Origin of the sequence: Portibacter lacus, from assembly GCF_021533215.1 — a bacterium.
In the GTDB taxonomy this organism is placed as follows: domain Bacteria; phylum Bacteroidota; class Bacteroidia; order Chitinophagales; family Saprospiraceae; genus Portibacter; species Portibacter lacus.
The window spans coordinates 421,589-447,408 of record NZ_JAJNKA010000003.1 but is presented as its reverse complement, the minus strand read 5'-3'; the positions used below and the strand labels follow the sequence as shown (position 1 = coordinate 447,408).

Annotated in this window: 19 protein-coding genes; 13 read left to right on the top strand and 6 right to left on the bottom strand. The window is 35.6% G+C overall.

Annotated features, from left to right (window positions below):
- The first annotated feature begins 7 nt into the window (after positions 1–7).
- The 5 genes from L2586_RS06990 to nqrF are packed head-to-tail and all read left to right on the top strand — an operon-like array spanning position 8 to position 4,664.
- Complete coding sequence (locus L2586_RS06990) at positions 8–1,261, top strand: NADH:ubiquinone reductase (Na(+)-transporting) subunit B (RefSeq protein ID WP_235292099.1); 1,254 nt, start codon at positions 8–10, stop codon at positions 1,259–1,261.
- The gene (gene nqrC, locus L2586_RS06985; protein WP_235292098.1) at positions 1,254–2,000 is read left to right on the top strand and encodes an NADH:ubiquinone reductase (Na(+)-transporting) subunit C; all 747 of its coding nucleotides are present in this window, start codon (positions 1,254–1,256) and stop codon (positions 1,998–2,000) included. The genes L2586_RS06990 and nqrC overlap by 8 nt, the downstream gene beginning before the upstream one ends.
- Before the next feature lie 5 nt (positions 2,001–2,005).
- Positions 2,006–2,701, top strand: a complete 696-nt coding sequence (locus tag L2586_RS06980) for an NADH:ubiquinone reductase (Na(+)-transporting) subunit D (protein WP_235292096.1) — start codon at positions 2,006–2,008, stop codon at positions 2,699–2,701.
- Positions 2,702–2,719: 18 nt separating this feature from the next.
- On the top strand, positions 2,720–3,325 hold the full coding sequence (gene nqrE / locus L2586_RS06975; protein ID WP_235292095.1) for an NADH:ubiquinone reductase (Na(+)-transporting) subunit E: 606 nt from the start codon (positions 2,720–2,722) through the stop codon (positions 3,323–3,325).
- A 19-nt stretch (positions 3,326–3,344) separates the two neighbouring features.
- A complete protein-coding gene (gene nqrF, locus L2586_RS06970) occupies positions 3,345–4,664 on the top strand; it encodes an NADH:ubiquinone reductase (Na(+)-transporting) subunit F (RefSeq protein WP_235292094.1) in 1,320 nt (439 codons plus the stop codon).
- 465 nt (positions 4,665–5,129) lie between these two features.
- Here nqrF and L2586_RS06965 read toward each other — a convergent pair whose 3' ends face one another.
- The 4 genes from L2586_RS06965 to L2586_RS06950 all read right to left on the bottom strand — a co-directional run bounded on the left by L2586_RS06965 (position 5,130) and on the right by L2586_RS06950 (position 10,865).
- On the bottom strand, positions 5,130–6,743 hold the full coding sequence (locus L2586_RS06965) for a T9SS type A sorting domain-containing protein (protein ID WP_235292093.1): 1,614 nt from the start codon (positions 6,741–6,743) through the stop codon (positions 5,130–5,132).
- Between the two features lie 11 nt (positions 6,744–6,754).
- Positions 6,755–8,353: a T9SS type A sorting domain-containing protein gene (locus tag L2586_RS06960; protein WP_235292092.1), complete on the bottom strand. Its 1,599-nt coding sequence runs from the start codon at positions 8,351–8,353 to the stop codon at positions 6,755–6,757.
- A gap of 77 nt (positions 8,354–8,430) precedes the next feature.
- Positions 8,431–10,032: a T9SS type A sorting domain-containing protein gene (locus tag L2586_RS06955; protein WP_235292091.1), complete on the bottom strand. Its 1,602-nt coding sequence runs from the start codon at positions 10,030–10,032 to the stop codon at positions 8,431–8,433.
- Between the two features lie 287 nt (positions 10,033–10,319).
- Positions 10,320–10,865: a hypothetical protein gene (locus L2586_RS06950; RefSeq protein WP_235292089.1), complete on the bottom strand. Its 546-nt coding sequence runs from the start codon at positions 10,863–10,865 to the stop codon at positions 10,320–10,322.
- A gap of 45 nt (positions 10,866–10,910) precedes the next feature.
- Between L2586_RS06950 and metG the strand changes: the two genes are divergently transcribed.
- Both metG and lnt read left to right on the top strand, forming a co-directional pair.
- Entirely contained in the window at positions 10,911–13,046 is a 2,136-nt protein-coding gene (gene metG / locus L2586_RS06945; protein WP_235292087.1) for a methionine--tRNA ligase, read from the top strand.
- Positions 13,027–14,805, top strand: coding sequence for an apolipoprotein N-acyltransferase (lnt, locus tag L2586_RS06940; protein ID WP_235292085.1), 1,779 nt, complete (start codon positions 13,027–13,029; stop codon positions 14,803–14,805). The genes metG and lnt overlap by 20 nt, the downstream gene beginning before the upstream one ends.
- A gap of 158 nt (positions 14,806–14,963) precedes the next feature.
- Here lnt and L2586_RS06935 read toward each other — a convergent pair whose 3' ends face one another.
- Positions 14,964–15,905 (bottom strand): D-2-hydroxyacid dehydrogenase, encoded by a 942-nt coding sequence (locus L2586_RS06935; protein ID WP_235292084.1) that lies wholly within the window; start codon positions 15,903–15,905, stop codon positions 14,964–14,966.
- Positions 15,906–15,971: 66 nt separating this feature from the next.
- The gene (locus L2586_RS06930) at positions 15,972–16,328 is read right to left on the bottom strand and encodes a hypothetical protein (RefSeq protein ID WP_235292082.1); all 357 of its coding nucleotides are present in this window, start codon (positions 16,326–16,328) and stop codon (positions 15,972–15,974) included.
- Positions 16,329–16,450: 122 nt separating this feature from the next.
- On the opposite strand from L2586_RS06930, the gene L2586_RS06925 reads away from it, so the two are divergent.
- The 6 genes from L2586_RS06925 (at position 16,451) to L2586_RS06900 (ending at position 25,820) form a co-directional block, all read left to right on the top strand.
- Positions 16,451–17,821 (top strand): c-type cytochrome, encoded by a 1,371-nt coding sequence (locus L2586_RS06925; protein ID WP_235292080.1) that lies wholly within the window; start codon positions 16,451–16,453, stop codon positions 17,819–17,821.
- 190 nt (positions 17,822–18,011) lie between these two features.
- On the top strand, positions 18,012–20,999 hold the full coding sequence (locus L2586_RS06920; protein WP_235292078.1) for a SusC/RagA family TonB-linked outer membrane protein: 2,988 nt from the start codon (positions 18,012–18,014) through the stop codon (positions 20,997–20,999).
- A gap of 19 nt (positions 21,000–21,018) precedes the next feature.
- Complete coding sequence (locus tag L2586_RS06915; RefSeq protein WP_235292076.1) at positions 21,019–22,449, top strand: RagB/SusD family nutrient uptake outer membrane protein; 1,431 nt, start codon at positions 21,019–21,021, stop codon at positions 22,447–22,449.
- A 22-nt stretch (positions 22,450–22,471) separates the two neighbouring features.
- Positions 22,472–23,314 carry a hypothetical protein gene (locus L2586_RS06910; protein WP_235292075.1) on the top strand — a complete coding sequence of 281 codons (843 nt, stop codon included), beginning with the start codon at positions 22,472–22,474 and terminating at the stop codon, positions 23,312–23,314.
- Positions 23,315–23,418: 104 nt separating this feature from the next.
- Entirely contained in the window at positions 23,419–24,135 is a 717-nt protein-coding gene (locus tag L2586_RS06905) for a hypothetical protein (protein WP_235292074.1), read from the top strand.
- 107 nt (positions 24,136–24,242) lie between these two features.
- On the top strand, positions 24,243–25,820 hold the full coding sequence (locus tag L2586_RS06900; RefSeq protein ID WP_235292073.1) for a sulfatase family protein: 1,578 nt from the start codon (positions 24,243–24,245) through the stop codon (positions 25,818–25,820).

The window sequence follows — 25,820 nt, the reverse complement described above, 5'->3', positions numbered from 1 at the left end:
AATACTAATGGGACTATTAGACTTTATAAAGAAAATTGAGCCAGACAAGAAGAAATCACCATTTCTTCACACATTGTATGATGGCTTTTTCACATTTGCATATGCTCCGAATGAGGTAACCAAAGGTGGTGTCCACGTTAAGGATGGTATGGACCTTAAGAGAACGATGATTACGGTTGTGATTGCAATGCAACTGTGTTATGTTTTTGGAACCTACAATATAGGTCATCAACACTTTAATGCCTTAGGAATGTATCCTGGGTTTCTAGAGGGTTTTAATCTAAAATTGGCACACGGTCTTATTAAGTTACTACCACTATTTATTGTCGCTAACGTAGTTGGTCTGGGTATAGAATTTTGGTTTGCAGCGAAAAAAGGTCATGGAATAGAAGAAGGGTTCTTGGTTTCAGGAGCACTTATTCCATTAATTATGCCTCCGGATTTACCTTTATGGATCTTAGCTGTTGCAGTCGCATTTGCAGTAATCATAGGTAAAGAAGCATTTGGTGGAACTGGAATGAATATTTGGAATGTAGCCTTATTAGCGAGAGTATTCGTATTCTTTGCTTATCCTACTACGATGGCAGGAGATCAGGTTTGGGTTTCAGGATTCGAAGAAGTTGCAGCAGGTGCAGCACCATACTATGGATGGGCGCATAATCTATTCGACTCCTTATTTAGTTGGGGTGGGCTCGATACCTTTAAGGCCGCCTCCTCCTCCGTCATTGTTGATGGATTTACTGGAGCTACACCGCTAGCGCTAGCTTATCAAGGAGGATGGGAAGCTGTTACCGATGTATATTCTACACAAGCAATGTGGTGGGGAACAATTCCAGGATCTATAGGTGAAACTTCTAAACCGTTTATCTTAATTGGTGTTTTAATATTATTATTAACAAGAATTGCAAGTTGGAGAATTATGCTAAGTATGTTTATCGGAGCATCACTTATGGCACTGATCCTTAATGCTTGGGATGCGACACCATTTATGTCAGTACCTTGGTATTATCAGTTCTGGATGGGTAGTTTCTTTTTTGCTATGGCATTTATGGCGACAGATCCTGTTACAGCTGCTTCTACTAATACCGGCAAGTGGATATATGGATTTTTAATTGGATTTGTAGGAATGATCGTTAGGGTTCTTAACCCAGCATATCCAGAAGGCTGGATGTTAGCGATTTTATTCATGAATACATTTGCTCCGCTAATGGATCACTATATTATTCAATCTAACATTACTAAAAGACTAAAACGTGCATAGTACAGCATATATAACTCGATTCGTATTGATTATGACGACGATAGTTGCCATGGTCTTAGCTTTTCTTTCGTTCGGTCTGAAACCGATCCACAAAAAGAATGAAGCTGTATACAACAAGAAAGCGATACTTTCTGCAATAGCTGATCAGTTAGAAGGTGATTACACTAAAATGACTGATGACGAAGTACAAGGTATTTTTGATAAAAATATTACGCAAGAAGTGATTAATATGGAAGGAACCGTATTAGGATCTGAAGATGTGATTGCTGCTGGATATCCTGGTGGAAGAGCTGAGGATATAGACATGAGAAAGGAAAAAAAGAAGTCTGATGAAGATAGAATTTTTCCAATCTATACTTATACAAAGGCTGATGGAGAGAAACTATATATATTAAGTGTAGTAGGAAACGGACTATGGGATGCTATATGGGGAAACATTGCACTTAAGAGTGACAAGAATACGATAGCTGGTGTGGCATTCGACCACGCTGGAGAAACTCCTGGACTAGGAGCAGAGATAAAGGATAATCAAGCATGGGTTGATCAGTTTAAAGGGAAATCCATATATGATGAACAAGGTAATTTTGTTTCTGTAGATGTAAAGAAAGCAGGTGGAACGAAAAATCTACCTCACGCAGTAGACGGAATTACTGGAGCTACCATTACAGCAGATGGTGTCGATGCAATGTTAGAAGATGGACTTGAATTTTATGAGCCTTTTTTAAAAAAGAATAATTAAAAGTTATGGCTGAAACAACAGTAAAAGAGAAAAAATCGGGATTGAGCTTTGGTAAAGCAGAGCGAAAATTACTGACGGATCCTCTAAATGATAATAACCCAATAACCGTTCAGGTTTTAGGAATATGTTCGGCATTAGCTGTAACAACATTACTAAACAAGGCAATCGTAATGGCTATAGCAGTTGTTTTCGTGACTGCATTTGCTAATTTAATTACTTCATTACTAAGAACATATATTCCTAAGCAAGTTAGGATGATTGTTCAGTTAGTTATTATTGCATTTTTAGTTACCGTAGTAGAATTAACATTGAAAGCAGTTAGTTATCCTATCTATAAGGAGTTATCTGTTTTTATCGGTTTAATTATTACGAACTGTATTGTAATGGGTAGGTTAGAAGCCTTTGCAATGGCTAACAATGCATATAAATCATTCCTAGATGGATTAGGAAATGGATTTGGATATGGAATAATTCTAATAATGATTGCTGCGATTCGTGAGTTCTTCGGAAAAGGATCGTTGTTGAATTTTAAAATTATTGGTTCTGGTTCAGAATATTTAATAGACACGAATACAAGTATGCTATTCGGGTGGTACGAGCCTAATGTTTTAATGGTTTTATTCCCATCTGCGATGTTTGTTATCGGAGTTTTAATCTGGATTCAAAGATCTTGGAACAAGAAATTAGTTGATATTTCATAATTACAGTAAGTACAGAAAATGGAATTAGTAAATATATTTATAAAATCAGCATTTATTGAGAATCTTGCCTTGGCTTACTTCCTAGGGATGTGTTCTTACCTTGCTGTATCTAAGACGGTTAAAACAGCTTTCGGGCTCGGACTTGCTGTAATTTTCGTATTGGGAATTACAATGCCAATTAACTGGATTATCAATACTCACTTATTGGGAGAATCAGGAATCTTTAAAACAGATCTTACTTTCTTAAGGTTTATTTTATTCATTGCTGTAATTGCTTCTATGGTGCAATTAGTGGAAATGGTTGTGGAGAAATTTTCTCCTTCTTTATATAACTCACTAGGAATTTTCTTACCCTTAATTACTGTAAACTGTGCGATTCTTGGTGGATCGTTATTTATGGTATCTAAGGAATATAATTTTTCTGAATCAGTTGCATTTGGACTTGGTGGTGGATTCGGATGGTTTCTTGCCATCATAGCGATAGCCGCAATCAGGGAAAAAATCAAGTATTCTAATGTTCCTCCTGCCCTTCGTGGATTAGGTATGGCGTTTTTATTAACTGGATTAATGGGACTTGCATTTATGAGTTTAATGGGTATCGATCCAGGATCAATTTCAAATTAACAATTAAGAAATAAATCATATGATTCTTTTAATAGAAATATTACCTTTTGTATGGGCATTAGTTGTGTTCTGCGGAGTAATCTTAGGGCTTTCTTTTATGTTGATCTATGCAAGAAAGCAACTTGTAGCACAAGGCGCTGTTAAGATTGTAGTAAATGGTGATGAAGAAAATCCTATTATGGCACAGCCTGGGAATACTTTATTATCAGCACTTTCTGACCACAATGTTTTTCTTCCTTCAGCATGTGGAGGAGGTGGTACTTGTGCTATGTGTGAATGTCATGTTGATGCAGGAGGTGGAGAGACTTTACCTACAGAAATGAACCACTTAACTAGAAAAGAAGCGGCTGAGAATAAAAGGTTAGCTTGTCAAGTTAAGGTACGAGAAGACATGGAAATTCGAATTCCAGAAGAAATTTTTGGAATTAAAAAATGGGAATGTGAAGTAGTAGAAAACTATAACGTTGCATCTTTCATTAAGGAGTTCGTTGTGAAGTTACCAGAAGGTGAAGAATTAGATTTCCAAGCAGGTGGATATATTCAGATTGATGTACCGACTATCGTTACAGAATTCAAAGATATGGATATTACGGCTCATCCAACATATCATGATGATCCTGAAAAATTCCGTTCAGAGTGGGATAAATTTAATCTTTGGCCATTAAAAATGGTGAACGAAGAGCCTCAATTTAGAGCTTACTCTATGGCGAATCACCCTGCTGAAGGAAATATTGTTAAGTTGAACATTAGGATTGCAACGCCACCTTGGGATAGAGCTAAGAATGATTGGATGGCAGTTAATCCAGGAGTATGTTCTTCTTATGTATTCGGATTGAAACCAGGAGATAAATGTACAATTTCAGGTCCTTATGGTGAGTTTTTTATCAAAAAGACAAAGAAAGAGATGGTATACATTGGTGGAGGAGCTGGAATGGCACCTTTAAGATCTCATTTATTCCATTTGTTCCACACGTTAAAAACAACAGACCGTAAAGTATCTTTCTGGTATGGAGGAAGAACGAAGAGAGAGTTGTTTTATATCGAAGAATTCAGACAAATAGAAAGAGACTTTCCTAATTTTAAATTCTATGTGGCATTGGATAATCCTTTACCGGAAGATAATTGGCAGGAAAAAGAAAATATAGACGCACCGGGAGATGGTTTCAAAGGTTATATTATGCCTGTATTGCATCAGCAATATCTAGCTAATCACCCTGAGCCAGAAGAAATAGAATATTATTTCTGTGGACCTCCAGCGATGAATGCATCAGTGCTTAAGTCACTAGATGAATTAGGAGTTCCAGAAGAGAATATAAGCTTCGATGATTTCGGAGGATAGGGATTAGTTTAGAGATTGAAGTTTAAAGTTGAGAGTTTAAAGAGCTCAGATTCTGAGGAACTAAGAAATATAAAGACAGTTGAATTATCAGCTGTCTTTTTTTTATGAAAACTTCATAGTACCACTTTCGGTGAGCCTATGAATGTTTATTAGTTTCAAGATTAAAGTTTAGAGTTTAAAGGGATCAGATCCTGATAAATGAAGATAAATAAAGGCAGTTGATAATTCAGCTGCCTTTTTTATGAAGTCTTTACCTTGATTGCGCGTCCAAAAATGTCACTTTAAATAAAGGATGATTTAATAGACTGATCTCCCGTCAGCCTTTTAATATCATAGATTGCCGGATCGGAAAATATAAATATGACTTTTTCCCCACGAGGTCAATATCTTTTTTAAAGTGTCACATTGCATAACTTTTGAGACTATGAAGTTTTTCTCTAGTAAAATGAAAGAGCACAATCTTGTTTAAAATTTTAGAAATTTCCCTATTGTACTGTTTGTTAGGTCTCTCGCAAAATAGAAACCAGGATTTAGATCGTAAATATTTATTCCCTCTTGGTAAGTTGTACGTTTTAGTACTTTTCCTTGCAGGTCTATAATTTCAAATTGATCTTCATATTCAGCTGATTTACTTCTAAGTACATGACTGGCAGGATTCGGAAATAAGTCCAATACGGATTCTTTGAGATCTAGATCTTCAACATCCAAAAGTAAGCCACATGTAGTATTATCATTTTGATTCACATCGTAAAGTTGGTCTGCACCACTCACATAGAAGCAAACTTCTGGGACTAATTCAATTATTGTATCTATAAAAGTTTCTAAATAAATATCAACACTGCTATTTGCAGGAATATATGGAATGGTATTCCTTAAACTGAAGCAACCGCAATAAAAGTAGAAATCATAGCTACAACCAAATTCAGTTGAATAAACATGGACATTATATGCATCTTTATCAGATTGATTATTGACCGTAACTGAAGCTTTAATTCTATAGTACGCATCAGATTCGATTTCAATTGATGTGCCCGAGTATTCAATTGAAAAATCAGGTGAATATTGAATAGTATTGCTTGTATTAAGAATTACACCCATCTCAGGATATTCTTTTTCATTTGCATTTATTTTGGTACTCCCTAATAAAATAACTTCATTTTTCGGGCTTAGACGCATCTCTCTAAAACTAAAATTTAGATCACTATTTGTATATGTCTCTTCCCAAGAAAAGAGATCCATAAGTTGAAATATATGATGAGATTGAATATTCTGATCTTCTTTTGTTCCTAAAATCAGTAATTTATCTTCATGATCAACTATCATATCTAATACCTGGAGACTATCTGGGTATTCTATCGTTTCTAAAAGTTGACCATTCTTCTCAAAAATACTTATCTTTTTAGATCCAAGAAGGTAGTATTTGTCATTATAAACAATGATTTCCAAACCTCGATTATTCGCATGAGACAATACTAAATCTGAAGAATCTAGTTTTGCTACATCTCTAATAATGCTGGAATTGTCTCCTAATAAAGCGATATTAGTTTCCAATTTTTGTAGAAGGATATTTCCATTTAAAGATAATTGTTCAGTTTGGAAGGAAAGCCTACTAGAATCCTTGTAGAATAGTTGATTCCTTTCATTTAATATAATACTTAGAGAATCAGAAATTCTTACCGCTTGAAGCGTATCTCCGAAATATAAATATGGATGCGCATATTCACTTCTAACCCAGCTGGTATCAGCTGGGATTGTTATAAATCCACTGGATAAAACATCACAGTAATATCTATAGATGTAATCTAGATATAATTGATCATTTACTTTGCGAAGATTTTGCTTTGTAACCTGGTCTACATATTTTAGATCATATAAAAATTCAGAATCTTTGTACCATTGTAAAGTCGAATGATTTTTTTCATTCCCAACTCTTAACGCAACCACATAGGTACTATCATTAACGTATTCTAAATCAGATACATAAGAAGAATTATACTGATCAAAAACCATCGGGTTCTGGGCTTCTAAAATATTCGTTCCCAGACAAAGTAAAAATGTATAATATATTAAGTATTTCATAGGAGTGGTTTTTATATTTTTATAAATTTAGAAACTTCATTACTCTCCATATTCCTTACATAGTAAATTCCTGAGATAAGATTTTTGATATTTAAACCAGTTCTATATTGATCATTCATAACCACCCTGCCTTGCAAATCAATAATTTCAAAAGCATCTGTAAATTGAGCTGACTTACTTCTGAGTACATGCCCTGCTGGATTCGGATACAAATCGAATGTGGATTCTTTGATAACGACCTCGTCAGTATCTAGTAATAGGTCACAAGATAAATTATCTTCAAAACTTTTATCGTAATGTTGTTTTGCACCACTTAGATAAAAGCAAAGCTCAGGTTTAAGTGTAAATGTAGTCTCAATTGAAGTTTCAATATTTACTTCAACACTGCTGTTAGCAGGAATAAAGGAAAAACTCGTCTCTATTTTTGGACATTCACAGCTGGATTCTGATGGATTATGACAGCCATATTCGGTTGAAAAAACATTAACGTTGTATGCATCTGTCGAACCAAGATTGTTAACCCTAATAGATGTTTCGAGGATGTCATGTCCATTTTCATTTTGAGTAATAGAAGCACCTAAATAATCGATAGATAGATCGGGTGAATACGATAATGGGGCAGCAATATCTAATATAAATCCTCTTTCGCGATATTCAGTTTCATAAATACTCCCTAATAATAGAATCTCATTATTTGGTTTCAGTTTTATTTCTCTAAGATTCAAATGCGGTTCAGCTATTGAATATATTTCTGTCCATTCACCATCACTTAATAATTGATATAGGTAATTTGTTGTTGTATTGTTTTCTTCCTTACTACCTAGCATAATTAATTGCTCATCATGATCAATAATCACATCAATGGCTCGTAAATTATCTGGGAATTCTATAGATTTTATGAATTGACCATCCATATCAAAAACACCTATGTTTCCTTTACCCAATAGATAATATTGACTCTGATAATTTAAAATCTTTAAACCTGCATTATTTGAATGTGTTAAAATAATATCAGAGGAATCTGCTTCCTTCACCTGTTTAATGATGCTTTCATTCTCTCCTAATAAAGCAATTTTATTATCCAGTTTTTGTAAAATTACATCTCCACTTAAATTTATTTGTTCAGTTTTAAGGGAAGTGCCATTTGTATCTGGGCGAATAAGCTGTTTATTTTTATTTAGGACAAAAATTAATGATTCAGAAATTCTTACTGCCTGAAGTGATTCCCCATAATTTCCAAATAAAACGAATTCACTTCTTACCCAATTAGTATCTGCTGAAATGGTCGAAAATCCATTCCATATGTAATCACAGCTATGGTCGAAAATATAATCCAGATATGTATGATCATTTTCTTTGCGAATATCAAGCGATGCTACCCTGTCAAAGTATTCTAAGTCATATAAAAATTCTGAATCTTTGTACCATTGTAAAGTTGAATGATTTTTTTCATTCCCAACTCTTAACGCAACCACATAGGTACTATCATTAACGTATTCTAAATCAGATACATAAGAAGAATTATACTGATCAAAAACCATCGGGTTTTGAGCGAATATAAAATAATGTCCCACAAAGAGTAGGACTAATGTGATTAAAAGATTTTTCATGTTGATTATAATTTGGGTATAAAAAAATCAAGAAGTTGGGTTCTGCTTTCCGCTACTTCTCTTGTATTATTTAAATACTATTCTGCTTTAACAAATTTTAAAGTCTGCATCTTATCCTCTTTGCTTACCTGTAAGAAATATATACCAGGTAAAAGGCTTTCTGTATTGATCTCATTTGTAAATGATCCTTGCTCTATTTTCTGCCCATGCATTGTAAATATGGTGTATGTATTTCCTATGAAATCTCCATTAATATTTAAAACGTCTTGCACCGGATTCGGCGAAATAGTAATTTGATTTATTTTACTTAACTCTTCGGTTCCCACAACTTGCTGGCACGCATAATGATTCTCAATTTCCGGATCGAACAACCTGTTAGAACCATTGACCCAGAAACATAAATTCTCATTGATATGATCTGTTGGGTAAAAGAAATTAATCTTCTCAGTAATTTGCCTGCTTTCTCCTGGAGACAAAACTTGTTCATTATGTATAAACCTACTTGTCATACACCACACCACATCTGCTACAGTTGAATAGATATTCATATTCCTAGCGGTATCCTGACTATGATTAGTCACTAGCAAGGTTGCTTGTAAATAATAGCCATCAGCATTTTCATTTTTTATCGCTTCTATATTTTCAATACTTAATTCAAGGTCTGGCGCATTTATTTCTTCCTTCTCTAGATCAATAATTACCGCATTGCTACTTTGACTATATGTATCAGCTTGATATTTCGTATTGCCTACCAGTACTAAACCTGCGTATGGATTCCAATGCATATTTTTTACTTCAATGGTTTCATTTTTCTCTTCATATATAAGGAGGAATGAATCATCATTTAACAATTCATAGATTACTTTATGATCTACCAGATTATTTCCAAGCAAAAATACTTGATCATTTTCTATCAAAATTTGAACTGCAAATTTCAAATCTTCAGGGAAATCTAATGTATTTATTTTACTTCCGTTCTCATCGAAAATATCTAACGATTCGGAACCTACAACATATAAGAGTTCTCCCTTTTCAGCCATATCATTAATATAATTACCTCCAGTCACATAAAGTGAGGTATCCGCCGAATATATATTAATTGATAGGAGACTATCTTCGCCGTATATAAATACTTTGTCGTTTTTAAATTTGAAATCCAACAAATTATCAAAGAAATCTACATTGAAGACTAAATCGTTCTCAACTTTTATATCCTTTTTTATAATCGTTTTATCATTCGTCAAAAAATAGGAAACACTGTCACCGAAATTGTAAGCATCTATATAATCGAAGGTCAGAAAATTGTCGTATGCGAAGTTTATTTTATCACTAGCAATCGTATCTAGCAGAATGGATTCAAAAGTAGGAATATTCAAGTCGCATTCGAAAAAATGAGTTTGAACATCTAATTTAATTCCTTCAGGTTCTATTCTAAATCTCATGTTTTCAATTTCATTATCGATAATCACTTGCTTTGTAATTTGATTATTTTCGATCCATTGAATTACCCCTTTCGTTGCATAGTCTTCGATGATTAGCGCTTGCACATATCTATCTGCGCCAAGGAAATGTACATCCTTTATAATTGTGGAGGCAAACTCATCATTGAGTGTAATTTGTTGACCTTGGATGCTATTTATGCTTAGGGCTAGTACGAAGAATAAAAATATAGATCTCATGTGTGTAAAAAGTTTGGCTGTTCAAAATAAAAATATCTCTTTTAAAATTAAGAATTTATATTCATATGTATTGATAATGATGTTTTTATAAATTATCATATTCTTAGATGTTGATTGAAAAAAATCTTTTATCATCTCCTTCAGATTAAAGGCCATTCCAATTTATCCTTCAGCATCTAAGCAAATATTTAGTATCAAAATTTGGTACAGTTTTTCAAGGATTTAAAATACTTATATATTTTTTATGAAAATTAGTAATACTCACGCCAGTTCTCGAAATGTCGTGGCTACTTACTTAGCAAATATATTTCTTTCCGACCTCTGCTTAATATTCCCGAAGATCCATTGACAAGCACATCATTTATCACTTCTATAAGTTCCGGTTTCAGATCGGGATATTTCATGGCAACTTTGCGACATACGGTCATGGAAAAAGCCTTAATCGCTACCGCGTAAGAAGGATCTAATAAATAATTAAAACACTTTTCGAAAATCTCACCCTCGTATTCTTCCGGTAGCTCATCCATGCCTTGAAAAGCTCGAACTACATTCCTTATCAGCGCATCATGCTTAGGTTTTTCTAGTGCTTTCAATATCTCAGGAAGCCACTTCTCCATTAGCCATGGCCTCGTTTCACATACTTTTCCTAAGGTCCATGAAGCACGCTGACACAGCCGATATTCATCATGCAGAACATACTGCATTAATTCATCAAATCTCTCTTGCGAATGACCCACATAGATGTTTAATTCTTGATTCAGATTCTTATTATGTCCAGACTTTATATGCTCTTCCATATCCATATCAGAAATAAATATATATAAAACATCCATATCTTTATGAAATCACTATCTTCGCAGATATTTTTTTTGCAAATTATGAACACGAAAAAACGATTTCTGGTCACTTCGGCACTACCTTACGCGAATGGCCCCTTACATATTGGACACTTGGCAGGTGCGTATCTCTCTGCAGATATTTATGTTCGGTTTCTTAGAATGATGGACAAAGATGTAGTTTTTGTATGTGGTAGTGATGAACATGGAGCAGCAATTACCATTAGAGCACAGAAGGATGGAATTACGCCACAAGAAGTTGTAGATCGTTATCATGAAGAGTTTAAAGAAGCATTTACGAGAATAGGATTGTCTTTCGATAAGTATCATCGAACCTCAGCACCTATCCATCATGAAACTTCCCAAGACTTTTTTAGAACACTGAATAACAAAGGCGAATTTGTAAAAGAAGAATCTGAGCAATACTATGATCCTAAAGCAGAGCAATTTTTAGCAGACCGATATATCAAGGGAACTTGCCCTAAATGTGGATATGAGGAAGCTTATGGAGATCAATGTGAAAATTGTGGATCTTCCTTGAGTCCTACAGAGTTAATTAATCCCATTTCTACATTGAGCAATGCGACTCCTATTTTGAAAAAGACGTCTCACTGGTATTTGCAATTAGACAAATATGAAGCGTGGTTGAAGGAGTGGATAGAGACAGGAAAGGTAGATGGTGTAGAATTGCATAATCCTGAAGACTGGAAGAATCACGTTATAGGTCAATGTAAATCTTGGTTAGATGGTGGCTTGCAGAAGAGATCGATGACCAGAGATTTAGACTGGGGAGTAGATGTGCCACAAGAAATTGAAGGATCTGAAGGCAAGAAATTATATGTTTGGATGGATGCGCCTATAGGCTACATTTCCGCTACTAAACAATGGGCGCTGGATAATAATAAAGATTGGGAGCCTTATTGGAAGGATGAGGATACTGCATTAATACATTTCATCGGAAAGGATAATATCGTTTTCCATTGCTTAATTTTCCCTGCAATTCTTAAGGCTCATGGAGAATACATACTCCCTGTAAATGTACCAGCGAATCAATTCGTTAATCTAGAAGGAAGAAAGATTTCTACTTCTAAGAATTGGGCAGTTTGGGTGAATGAATACTTGGATGACCTGCCTGGTAAAGAAGATGAATTAAGATATTATATGATCAAGAACATGCCTGAAACCAAGGATAGTGAGTTTACTTGGAAAGGGTATCAAGATGCTGTGAACAATGAATTGGTCAATAACTTAGCAAATTTTGTAAATAGGGTAGTAGTCCTTACAAATAAATATTACGACGGTGTAGTTCCTGAATTTGATGCGGATCTGATGATCGAGGTATCAGGTGAAGATGACGAACCGGGATTTCATGATTCTGAATTACTAGAACTTCATGACAAGTGCCAAGATTGCGCAGAATACATCAGAACATTTGATTTCCGTTCAGCTTTGAAAACAGTAATGGAAATTTCATCAAGAGGAAATCAGATTCTGCAGTTTAACGAACCATGGAAGTTGATTAAAGAGGATGAAGAAACTGTTAAAGTGGTGATGAACTTGGCACTACAATATGTTTCTGCATTATCAGTGATAACGCTGCCATTTATGCCGTTTACTTCAGCAAGAATTACTGAGTTGCTTAACGTTCCAGCAATAGATCCTGCGTCAGGATATTTGGATATGCTTAATAAACTTTGCGAAGATGAAAGTTTGATCGAAGCAGGACACAAAATTGGAGAAGCTAGTCATATCTTTTCGAGAATGCCAGATGATGTAATCGATGCTCAGATAGAAAAATTGAAAGCTTCAGAAAAAGTGGAAGAAAAGGTGGAAATCGCAACTCCAGTGAAAGAAACGATCAGTTTTGATGATTTTACGAAATTAGATATTCGTACGGCTACAATAAAAACAGCCGAGAAGGTGAAGAAAGCGGACAAGCTTTTGAAATTGACAATAGATCTAGGCTTCGAAGAAAGAACAGTAGTTTCAGGAATAGCTCAGTTTTATAAGCCGGAAGAGCTACCTGGAAAGGAAGTAAGTGTATTGGTTAATCTTGCACCAAGAAAAATTAAGGGAATCGAATCTAACGGGATGATATTAATGGCTGAAGACAAGGAAGGCACGTTAAGTTTCGTTAGCCCTAAAGAAAAATGGGAGAATGGGTCAGTCGTTAGGTAAAGTTATAAGGTGGGCATTAGTATTAGGGGCAGCAATCGTAATTGTCTTTACAGGACTCGAAATGCGCGCCGAAAAATTCTGGGGCTACACACCACTTTACTTTTTTATCAGTTGCTGGGTGCTCATTGTCGCATTACTTTTACCAGTTTATTCTAAGCATCCCCAAAAGGTTAAACTTCTAGCGCTATCGTCGTTGGCAGGTTTTATATTATTTCTTGGTTTTCCGACGAAACCTGTTACACCATTTATGTTTGTGGGGATGATCCCATTACTCTATATCGAGGATAAGATTTTCAAATGGAGGCCTGAAATCTCCAGATGGGAGATTTTCAAGTATACTTTTAATGCTTTCTTAATCTGGAATATACTGTCGACTTTCTGGGTTGCGAACACCGCTTTTGTTCCAAGCATCTTTGCTTTTACATTGAATGCAGCCTTCATGACGATTCCATGGATGGGTTATCATTGGGTTCGGAAAAGATTAGGCGACCGATATAAGTATATGGCGTTGGTTTGTTTCTGGTTGTGTTTCGAATGGATTCACCTACAGTGGGAAATCTCATGGCCTTGGTTGACCCTTGGTAATGCGTTCGCACAGTATCCTTTCGTGGTTCAATGGTATGAATACACAGGCCATTTAGGAGGTTCGTTGTGGATCTTAGTGATGAATATCCTGCTATACATTTTTATTGTAAAGTTACGTGCGAAAGTAGAATTGAAAGTGGAGGACTTAATGTATCCTGTTTTTACGTTGTTCGGACCGTTAATGTTGTCCGCAATGATCTATGTGACTTATCAGGAAAAGGGTGAGTTAAGAAATATAAGTATCGTCCAGCCGAATTATGAACCGCACTATGAGAAATTTACTGTTTCAGATGCCGAGCAATTAAGAACATTCGTCCGATTAAGTGAGCTATGCTTAACGGATAGCACAGACTATCTTTTATATCCAGAAACCATTTTTGGTGCTTTTGATGTAGATAAGTTGAACGAGGAAGAACCGATTAAGGTTTTTAGGTCAATGTTGGAGCGATTTCCGAGGACAAACTTAGTCACTGGACTTGTGACCTATGAAGTTTTCGGAGATAATGAAGAACGGTCAGATGCAGCTCGAAAAGTTACTTGGGGCGGAAAAGAAACATGGTTAGAATTGCAAAATTCTGCTGTGCAATTTCCAGCTGGAAGCGATACAGATTATGATGTACATGTGAAATCTAAGTTGGTTCCTGGAGCTGAAATCTTCCCATACAATAAACTCTTATTCTTCTTAACCCCGATCATTAAAATGTCAGGTGGATCAGTAGATGGGCATGGACGACAGAAAGAAAGAACTGTATTCAGCAATCAATATGAAGAGAATATAGCTCCTGTGATATGCTATGAATCGGTCTATGGAGAATATGTAGGTCAATATATGCGTAAAGGTGCTAATGCCATATTTATCATGACGAATGATGGATGGTGGGATAGAACACCAGGGCATGTACAACATTTGAAATTTGCGCAAATAAGGGCTATCGAGCATCGGAGAGCAGTTGCTAGATCGGCAAACACGGGTATCTCAGCCTTTATAGATCAAAGAGGAAATATTCTGGAACGGACGAAGTACGGTAAAGAAGCTACGCTTCAAGGTAGCATTAGATTTAATAAGGAATTGACTTTCTACAGTCGATGGGGCGATATTATTGCAAGAATGGGAATTCTTGGATCCTTGCTGCTGTTGGTTTCTGGAACGATGAAGCGATTCCGAAAAGAGTAGGAAAATTCAGATCGTTGAGCTTGGATCAAAGCGGAAAGATCGCCGAGCTAATCTCAGAACAAAGTCTCAATCGGACTCAACGATCCACCTTTAGAATTAGGCACAAAAAAAAGGATACAGTTTCCCATATCCTTTCTTAATCGTTATTGTATGTTTTTCTAGCTTAATGCAGCTATCAATTTCTCTGCTAATTCGATACCAATTTTTTCTTGAGCCTCTGCTGTAGCAGCACCGATGTGAGGAGTCAATGAAATCTTACTGTTGGTTAATAAGTCTTCTCTTGGTGTCGGTTCTCCGATGAAAACATCTAGTCCTGCAGAAGCAACTTTTCCAGAAGCAATTGCTGCAAGTAAAGCATCTTCATCTACTGTACCTCCTCTAGAAGCATTGACGATGATAACACCATCCTTCATCTGAGCAAATTCTTTTTCTCCTAATGCTGGTTCTCCTAAAAATGGAACGTGAAGACTGATCGCATCTGCATTCGCTAACATATCTTCCATAGAAGATGTCTTAATCGTAACCGTAGCTTTGTGAGAAGCTGGACCGAAACTAATATCAGCACTTTCTAAAAATGGATCTACTGCAATTACATCCATACCAGCACCTAATGCGATGCTTGCTGTTTCTTGACCGATTCTTCCGAAACCAATAATACCTAAAGTACGACCAGTTAATTCAATTCCTGCAGCATAATTCTTTTTCAAAACTTTGAAATTAGTATTACCCTGAGATGGCATCTCTCTGTTAGAGATGTGAAGGAAACGAGCTAAAGAATACAAGTGTCCGAAAACTAATTCAGCAACTGATCTCGAAGACGCAGCTGGAGTATTAATTACATGGATCCCTTTTGATTTCGCATGGTCTACATCTATGTTGTCCAAGCCTACACCACCTCTACATATTGCTTTAAGGTTAGGTGATTGGTCAATTAGATCAGCTCTAACTTTCGTAGCACTTCTTACACAGATTGCATCAAAGTCATTAAGTTTTCCAGGAAGATCCTCCTGTGCAATTTTGTCCGTGCTTACTTCGTAACCAGCGTTTTCTAACAATTTCTTCCCTGTAGGATGAATTCCGTCGTTGATTAAAATTTTCATTTAAATTTGTTAAGTATTAATATTAAATTTTAAAACCCAACATTTCGCGGTGTCGGGTTTTAAGTTTTATTCGTTGCCAGATTGCTTCAAAAATTGAATCTCTCTGTCTCTATCTTTTAACTTCTGTTCCAGGTCTTTCACCTCTTTTTTTAATTCTTCTATAGTATTTCGTTGTGTTTCGATCGTACTTTTAAGAATTCCTTCACTTGAAACGCCAGAACTAGTATTATCTCTATCCTTGGTTTCGATTGTTTTAGTCGTTGTGTTATTATTTGAATCCGATTCTATATTCAGTAATTCCTTGATTTGATTAATAGGATTGTTACCGTTGTAGTAGCTAACGCCTATTAATACTAGAGGTGTGAAGATTAACAAGAAAATGAAAAATCTTGCGCACCCAGTCATTTTATATTTACGTCTCATAAGAAGATTTATAAATTGTTACAAAAATAAAAAGCTTTGGCATTAAATACCAACCTTATTCTACTTAATGCGTTTTTAATAAAAATAATTCTTAACACTATACGAAAGTCACTATATATCAGATGAAAAGAATAATTCTACTTATCACTGTTTCTTTAAATTATTCTTGCCAAGACACGGTAATTGATAATAACGATCATTTTATCGAATCTATCAGTTCTATTCCCGAATATGCTCAACGGGAATCCGGTGATCCAGTGAAAGGAAAAAATTATCTATTGTATGGTGATTACATATCAAGTGGCTTTCCATATGATTTCTTTCTGAGTAACTTTCCATCTACAACAGAAAATGCTCTAAATAGATCTGGAAATAGTGCTGTTATTCCATTCTCATTTAACGCTGTGAAAGCCAGAAATGGTATAGATATCGTAGCGCCTAATTGTTTTCAATGTCATGCTCAATATCTGAACGGTGAATTTATGCTAGGTTTGGGTAATTATGATTCCGATTATACCTTTGACCAATCCCTTACTTTAACTTTTAGTGATCAGGCCATTGCGAGTGAATATGGCAATCCTTCTCTAGAATGGAGCGCATATGAACCATTCAGCAAGGCTAGTAAAGTCGTTGCACCCTATTTAGTTACAGAAGTAAAAGGTGTGAATCCAGCTGATAAACTTACTGCAGTATTAGGAGCACATAGGAATCCCGAGAATCTAGAATGGGTGGAGGAAGCACTTTATGATATACCCGCAGGATTAATTCCCACAGACGTTCCAGCATTATGGTTAATGAAAAAGAAAAATGCCTTGTATTATACCGGATCGGGTAGGGGTGATCACGCCAGATTGATAACACTAGCTGAAATCTTAACGATGCCAGATACCGCAAAAGCTCGAGAAGTAGACCATGATTTTACCGATGTATATGCTTTCCTTGAATCTATAGAACCACCTTTATTTCCGGAATCCATAGATTCTGAAAAAGCTTCTAAGGGAGAAATGTTGTATAATGACCATTGTGCGAAATGTCATGGAGCGGATATTTACCCTAATTATTTAGTTGATGTAGATTATGTAGGAACAGATCCAGAATTAGCAAAAGCCAATTTTGCATATGTAGATTTTTTAAATTGGTACAATGGCTCATGGTATAATCAGGGAATCAATAAAGCGTATTTTGAAAAAACGGAAGGTTATGTTGCACCGCCTCTAGATGGAATTTGGGCTACAGCACCTTACTTGCATAATGGTTCTGTTCCAGATCTCGAAAGTCTTTTAAACAGTGCTACTCGGCCAGAATATTGGAAACGTAGAGAAACTTACAATATGGAAAAGGTTGGATGGGATTACATCGTATATTCTGCAACTGCTGGTACAACCATTTACGATACTAAAAAGAAAGGATATAGCAATAAAGGCCATAGTTATGGAGACGTATTTAATGCTACAGAACGTTCTCAAATAATTGAATACCTCAAAACACTATAGTGTTAAATTAATATTAGGTGCAATAAAATATTAAGAACAAAAACTCATTAAATCTCGCCTTTTAAAGGAATATATTATATAGATTCGCGCCTCGATGGAAAAATTAACACTGATTTATCACAAAAGTGTTAATTATCCGTTATAGAATTGTTAACGTAAAATCTTAAATATTATTAACAAAAACATTATGATGAAAAGAGGATTACTTTTTTTAGCGATGTTTGTTTGTGCGGTGGTTTCCACCTATGCGCAGAGAACCATTTCTGGAACAATTACCGATAATGAGGGCATCCCTCTAATTGGTGCAAACGTATTAATCAAAGGTACAACTATTGGTACCATTTCAGATTTTGATGGAGCTTTTTCATTTGAAGCATCTGAAGACGCTACTACATTAGTAGCAACATACACAGGCTATGAAACGAAAGAAGTTGACATTACAGGTATTTCAGTTGTAAATATCGTAATGGCGGAAGGTACTTTACTAGATGAGATTGTTGTAACAGGTTATGGAACAACGAAAAAATCTGATTTAGTGGAGTCTATTTCTACAGTAAAGGGAAGCGATATCGTTGGTATTCCTATTGCAAGTGTAGATAACTTATTGCAAGGTAGATCTACAGGTGTAGAAGTTACAGCAATTAACGGTAAGCCAGGACAAAACGGTTACATTAGAATTAGAGGTCTAACGTCAATCAATGGTAATAACGATCCATTATTTATCGTGGATGGAGTGCCAGTTCCTAAGTCGGTATATGCGGCAATCAACCCTAATGATGTAGAAGAATTTTCAGTATTAAAAGATGCTGCAGCAACTTCTATCTATGGTGCGAGAGCAAGTGCAGGTGTTGTTTTAGTTTCAACTAAAACTGGAGGAGCAAATAATTCTTATGTTGAATACTCTGGACAGTTTGGTACAATGGAAGCTGTAGATGACGGTTTCACATTAATGAATGCTTCACAGAAGTTAAACTATGAAACTGCATTAGGAATCAGACAACCAATGACTGCAGAGCAAAGAGCTGACTTCCTTGAATACGGTACAAATTGGGAAGATGTGCTTCTTAGAAGAGGTCAATTACAAAACCATAACCTTGCATTTTCTGGAGGAACTGAAAAGAGTTCTTACTACTTATCTGTTTCAAGATTTGATCAACAAGGGATTTCTGTAGGTTCTGATTTTGACAGAACAACAGCTAAATTTAATGGATCTCTTCAAGTAAATGATTGGATTAAAGTTTCGAATTCATTAAGTATTGGCAGAAGAAATGATAATGAGTTAAGAGATAGATACAATGCTCAGTCTCCTTTCGTAGGAATGTACCTATATAATGATTATGAAACAGTTTATAATCTTGATGATAATGGTGAAATTCAGTACGATGACTTTGGTGATCCAATATATAACTTCACACATCAAGGATTTAACATCGTAGAAGCACAAAGAAATAACCCAGAATCAAATGAGTGGACTGATGCTTATGGAAATCTTTCGATAAGAATGACTCCTATTAAGAATTTCAGCTTTACTTCTACTGTTGGTTATACTTATAACTCTTTCAAAAGAGAATATTTCATTAAGCCAAATTCTATCTTAGATGGATACGTAGGTGATTCTAATGCTCCTGGTATTAAGACTGATGGTGGAAATGATACAGACAGATATAACTGGTCGAATGTTGCAACTTATGATTTAAATGTTGCTGATAAGCATAACATTGGATTCCTTGCTGGAACTGAGTTTTTAAGAGATCAATATGAAACTTACAGTGTAAGTGGAAAAGGTTTCCCAATTGGCTTGTCTATTCAGAGTGTTGCTGCAGAAATTACTGGAGGGTCTACAACAAGAACTGATTTTGCTTTATTCTCTACTTTCGGCCAATTATCATATACTTTCGATAATAACTTAAGTGTAAAGGGGACTGTAAGAAGAGATGGTTCTTCTAGATTCGGTGCAGATAACAGATATGGAGTATTCTATTCTGTAGGTGCTGGATATGACCTTGCAAGAGGACTTATGCCTCAGAACACTTTCTTTGACCAATTGAAATTAAGAGCATCTTACGGAACAACTGGAAATGAGCCTACAGGTTTATACTCAGCAATTGGTGTGTTACAATTTTCTAGTTATAATGACCAAACAGCTTCTTTCCAAGGAAATGTTTCTAATCCAGGTTTGAGATGGGAAAATCAACAGTCTTACTCTGTAGGATTAGATTTCGGTATTTTCAAAAATAAATTAACGGGTTCATTTGAATTATATAACAAAACTTCTCAAGGATTATTATTCCCTAATCAATTATCAAGAACAACTGGATTTTCTGATACAGAAGATAACATTGGTGACTTGACTAATGCAGGTTATGAAGCAGAATTATATTATACACCGATTAGACAGAAAGATTTCAACTTAGAATTCGGAATCAGATTCTCACATAACAAAACGGTTATTGACAAGTTAAATTCTCGTGAGGAGATTGCTCCAGGTAATGCATTTTCATCTGTATTAAAAGAAGGAGAAATTGCTTACGTATTTAAATTAGTTGAATTTAGTAGAGTAGATCCTGAAACAGGAGATTTATTATACTTTGATGCAGAAGGAAATGAAACTGCTAATCCTGCAGCTTCTGATGCTAAAATATTAGAAGGAAAATCAGCTTTACCTAAGTTCTGGGGAGGGTTTGATATCAACGCTGGATACAAAGGGTTACAATTAATGACAACCTTCTCTTATAAAGGAGGAAATTACATCTATAATCAGAGAAGATTAGATTTAGCTTCTGGATTAGATGGAGCAAGAAGCCAACAAGATGTTGAAGCTTTAGATTACTGGAAGCAACCAGGAGATATTACTGATATCCCAAGACCTGATGTACCAGTTGAGCCTTCTTCATCTACTAGATTCCTAGAAAAAGGAGATTATATCAGATTAAGAAATGTAAGATTATCTTATAGTCTTCCATCGAAAGTTGCTAATGCTATGAGAATGAAAGATGTTTCGTTTTTCGTTTCAGGTTCTAACTTAGCAACATTTACAAATTTCAAAGGAGATCCTGAAGTAGGAGTTTTCGTAGAGGAATCAGCATCTGATGTAGGAGGACAACTTCCTGGAGAGTTCGCTGGATTTAGTTACCCAAATACAGTTAGTTATACTGGAGGGTTAACTGTCAGATTTTAATTTAAAATAAAAAACGATTATGAAAAAAATAATTATAGCCCTTTTTGCTATTGTGGGCATGTTTACTTTTTACAGTTGTGACAAAGAGTTGGAATTATTTCCACAAGATGCAACTGCAACAGAATTAGGATTTAACAATATTAAGGACTTCACCGATGCGGTTAAAGGGATTTATTCTGGCTTTAGAAGAAGCGGATATTATGGAGCTACTTCTGCAGCTGCTACGATCTACTATGGTCCAGACTTGATGTCGGACGATGTAATCATTAACTCTAATGGTAGAAGATCTAGAGAAAGTATCTATGACTGGAGACATGATGAAGATAACAGTACAGAAACATTCTGGTTGTCTGCATATAAAGTGATCCAAAGATCGAACTTGATTCTAGAAAATATTGACAAATTAGAAGATGGTCCTGATAAGGATAACGTAAGAGGTGAAGCTCTTGCAGCAAGAGGCATTGCGCACTTTGACTTAGCGAAATTTTATGCTCCTTCTCCAGCGCAAGCAGGAAATTCTGAATTAGGAATTCCATATGTAACATCTACAGCATCAGATGCTCGTCCTAGTAGAAATACTTTAGGGGAGACTTATTCTATGATCTTAAATGATCTAAATACAGCTAAAGGTGTAATTAATGCGGATAATGGTGTAGGTAGATTAAACAAAGCTGCTGTTTCTGCAATTCTTAGTAGAATTTACTTATTCATGGGAGATAACGGAAATGTTATAACTGCTGCGAATGATGCTACTGCTGGTTACTCATTAGCAAGTAGAGACGAATTTGATGATTTATGGAGAGATGAAATTGAGTCTCCTGTAATTTGGAAAATTAAAATCGTGGATGCTGATAATATTAATATCGGAGTTGCTTGGTTACAAGAATCTCCAGATGGAATTAGATCAGAATACAATGTTGATTACTCGTTATTCCAATTGTATCAAGATAATGACATCAGAAAAGATGTTTACTTCGAAACAAGTGCTTTTGCTGGAATCGACTATAACCATATTGTTAAGTACAGAGGAAGAGCAACTGGTAATGCGAACGTTGTAGATGCTAAAGCAATCAGACTTGCTGAGGTATTATTGAATAAAGCAGAAGCTCAATCTGAAACTGGAGATGATTCAGGTGCTCTTGCTACGTTAGATATTCTAAGAGCTGCTAGATATGAAGGATTTACTTCAGGTGGTGAAACAGGAGATGCATTAAAAGATGCAATTGCTCTTGAAAGAAGACTAGAATTAGCATTCGAAGGTAACAGATTCTTTGATCTTAAGAGAAAAGGATTACCAGTAACTAGAAGTGACTTCGGTGACCAAGCGGATGGTTCTGGTGAGCCTGCAGAATTTAAAGTTTTAGATGCTGGAGACCATAGGTTTAATATGGCGATCGGTTTATCTGAAATCAATGCTAATGAAAATATTCAGCAGAATGCTGGTTATTAATAAACAGTAAAAAATAATTAAAATGAAGAATTTTTTATATATAGGTCTTTTATTTTCACTTTTTATTGTCAGTTGTGAGCTGGAGGATGTAGATGTCTATCCAGTAGAAGCATACACTGATGTTGAAACTGAAAACGAGACTGTAGTTTTAGGTAAAACTGGAACAAATGTGAGTTTTGTTAAGGAAGAAACTGGTCAAACAAAAACATTTAATGTTATTGTTGGCTTAGCTGGAAAACCTAGAACAACTCCAGTTAATTTTACTTTATCTTCAGCGGAATCAGACGATTTGCCGCTTGACGCAATAAGTTATTCTACTACTGGAACTATAGAAGCTGGGAAACTAATTGCAAATGTTCCAGTAACAGTTGAATTAGATAAATTAGCAGAAGCTACTCCACAGAAGATGTCTCTTAAGTTGGTTTCAAGTGATGGTGATTTCACTAATTTTGCTCCAGTAACATATACATTGACAGTAATATGTCCATCTAATATTGCAACTGGAACTTATACTTCTACTGCTACAGGAACTTCTACAGATGGATGTTGCCCTGATGTAACTACCGTAGAATCAACAGTAACCATAACTGCCGTTTCAGAGGGTAATTATTCGATTAGTGATTTCAGCGCAGGAATATACCTTGAGTGGTATGATGTTTATGGAATTACTCCTGACTTCCAAACAGATGGAAGACTGTCAGCTGATTTCGGAGATATTTGTAATAACCTTTCAGGTACTTTTACTGAGCCTTTTGGAACAGCTAGTAGTTTGACTGGTAGTTATGATCCAGCAACTGGAGTAATTACTTATTCTTGGATTACTGGATATGATGATAAAGCAACTGTTGTTTTAACGCCACAGTAAATGATGATCTGAAATATAATTTATAGTAAAACTGTAAGTTATTTTTTATAAAATATATAGGGCTTATCCATCGGGATAAGCCCTTTTTTTATTATATTAAAGTTATGTATAAGCATGTCATCATACTGCTCTTAGTTCTTGGGTTCTTAACTTCTATCAAGGCTCAAAGATTTAGCCTAATCACGGAGATAGGAGGCCTGAAAACTCAAGTTGATGGAGATAAGATACAAGGATTCTATTATAATGGATACACTGCTGGAATAGGGACGAATTATGCTTTTAATGCTGAAAATTTTCTTTCAGTAAAAACAGCATATTACGATCAAGGTAGCAGGGTTAAAAATAAATACGAACCCAAGCCTGTAGAAGGATTTCAACTGGCACTCGACTTTAGTACCGTAGGTTTAGAGGTTTCTTATAAATTTCAGCCTTACAGTAAAAAGTATTATCTAGGAATAGGGGCCGTACACCATCAGATCATTAGCTTCGAATATGGTATCGTTGAAGAAAAGGCTAGGGAATTTGATAGGAATTTGAGCTCAGATCAATTAAGAGGTTCATTTAATAGCATCAAAGCGTATTATGGTTATGAGCTCTTTGATAGAGCTAGTCTATATTTTGCAACTCAGATTTCCACTACGAACTTAATGAAATCAAACTTTCATCAAATAAAAAGCTTAGTTCCTTATTCTATTGAATTGGTATTTTCATATGAGATCTTTGCTACAAAAAATGATAAGTTTAAATCTCGTCCAGGATCAAAGTCCAGAAAGAAAACGGTTATTAAGACTACAAAAAAACCAAGTCCATTCGCATATTAAGAGGTAGATTGTACTATTTTTAGCTTGAATTTATTTTGATGCGTTTCTAGATGCATATGTATTTAGTGAATATGCGCACACTCATAAGCACGTAACAAATATTTATAATGATCAATTTCGCCGCTATCCTTAATTTTCGGACGTCCTATTTCTTGGGTTTAATAGCCATTCTACTTTGTTCTGCTGGATGTAATGATAAGAATGCATCGACCGCGAAAAAAGAAAATCGAAAACCGAACATTGTAATTATATATGCGGATGATTTAGGATATGGAGATGTCGGCGCTTATGGTTCTACGGTATTAAAGACACCGAATATGGATATGCTAGCAAATGGTGGTATGCGCTTTACGAACGGATATGCCTCTTCCGCAACCTGTTCGCCAAGTAGGTATGCATTATTGACTGGATCTTATCCATGGAGAAACAAAAATGCTAAGATATTACCAGGAACAGCTCCACTGTTAATTAGCACAGATCAAATGACTATTCCGAAAATGCTAAAAACTCAAGGTTACCATACTGGAATCGTGGGTAAATGGCACATTGGGTTAGGAGATGGCAAAGTAGACTGGAATAGCCATATCAGTCCTGGTCCGAAAGAAGTCGGATTTGACTATTCTTATATCATGGCTGCAACTCAAGATCGAGTTCCGACTGTATACATTGAAAATGGTGACGTCGTGCGACTAGATCCGAATGATCCTATAGAAATTTCATATAAAGAAAATTTTCCAGGTGAACGAACAGGAAAAGAAGATCGAGATCAATTAAAAATGGACTGGCACCATGGTCACAATAATAGCGTAGTCAATGGGATTCCTAGGATAGGTTTCATGAAAGGTGGAGAGAAAGCAAAGTGGGTAGATGAAAATATGGCAGATACTTTTCTAGTGCGCTCTCAGAATTATGTGAAAGCTCATAAGGACGAGCCTTTTTTCCTATACTATGCCTTACAACAACCGCATGTGCCTAGAACTCCACATCCAAGATTCGTAGGGAAGTCGGGCTTGGGACCTAGAGGAGATGTCATCGTAGAAGCGGACTGGTGTATCGGAGAGTTTATTAAAACATTGAAAGAAGAAGGTTTATTAGAAAACACACTTGTAATACTTTCGAGTGACAATGGGCCAGTATTAAATGATGGTTACTATGATGATGCTGTAGAAAAGAATGGGGAGCACACACCTTCAGGCAAGTTGAGGGGCGGAAAGTACAGTTTATTTGAAGCTGGAACGAGGTTACCATTCATCACCTACTTTGAAGGGACTATAAAACCCGGGGTTTCTAATGCATTGGTTTCACAAATAGATCTTTTAACTTCTCTAGCGAAACTGGTGGGAAGTGATATAACAACTCCAGATAGCCAGGATTTTATGGATGTATTCCTCGGGAAATCTAATAAAAGCAGGAAGAATTTGGTACTAGAAGCAACCTCAAGGGTAGCATTCAGAAAAGGAAACTACGTGATGATTCCGCCTCATAATGGTGCCGCTAAAATTAAATCAGTCAATATAGAAATAGGTAATGATCCTGAATTTCAGTTGTATGATCTTAGTACAGATCTTGGTCAGCAGAATAATATAGCAAGTGAAAAACCTGAAATCCTTGAAGGTTTAAAAATGGAATTTGCTGAAATAACAAAAGGAGCCGACCTGAAAGAGACTCGACTGATTTTAAAGTAA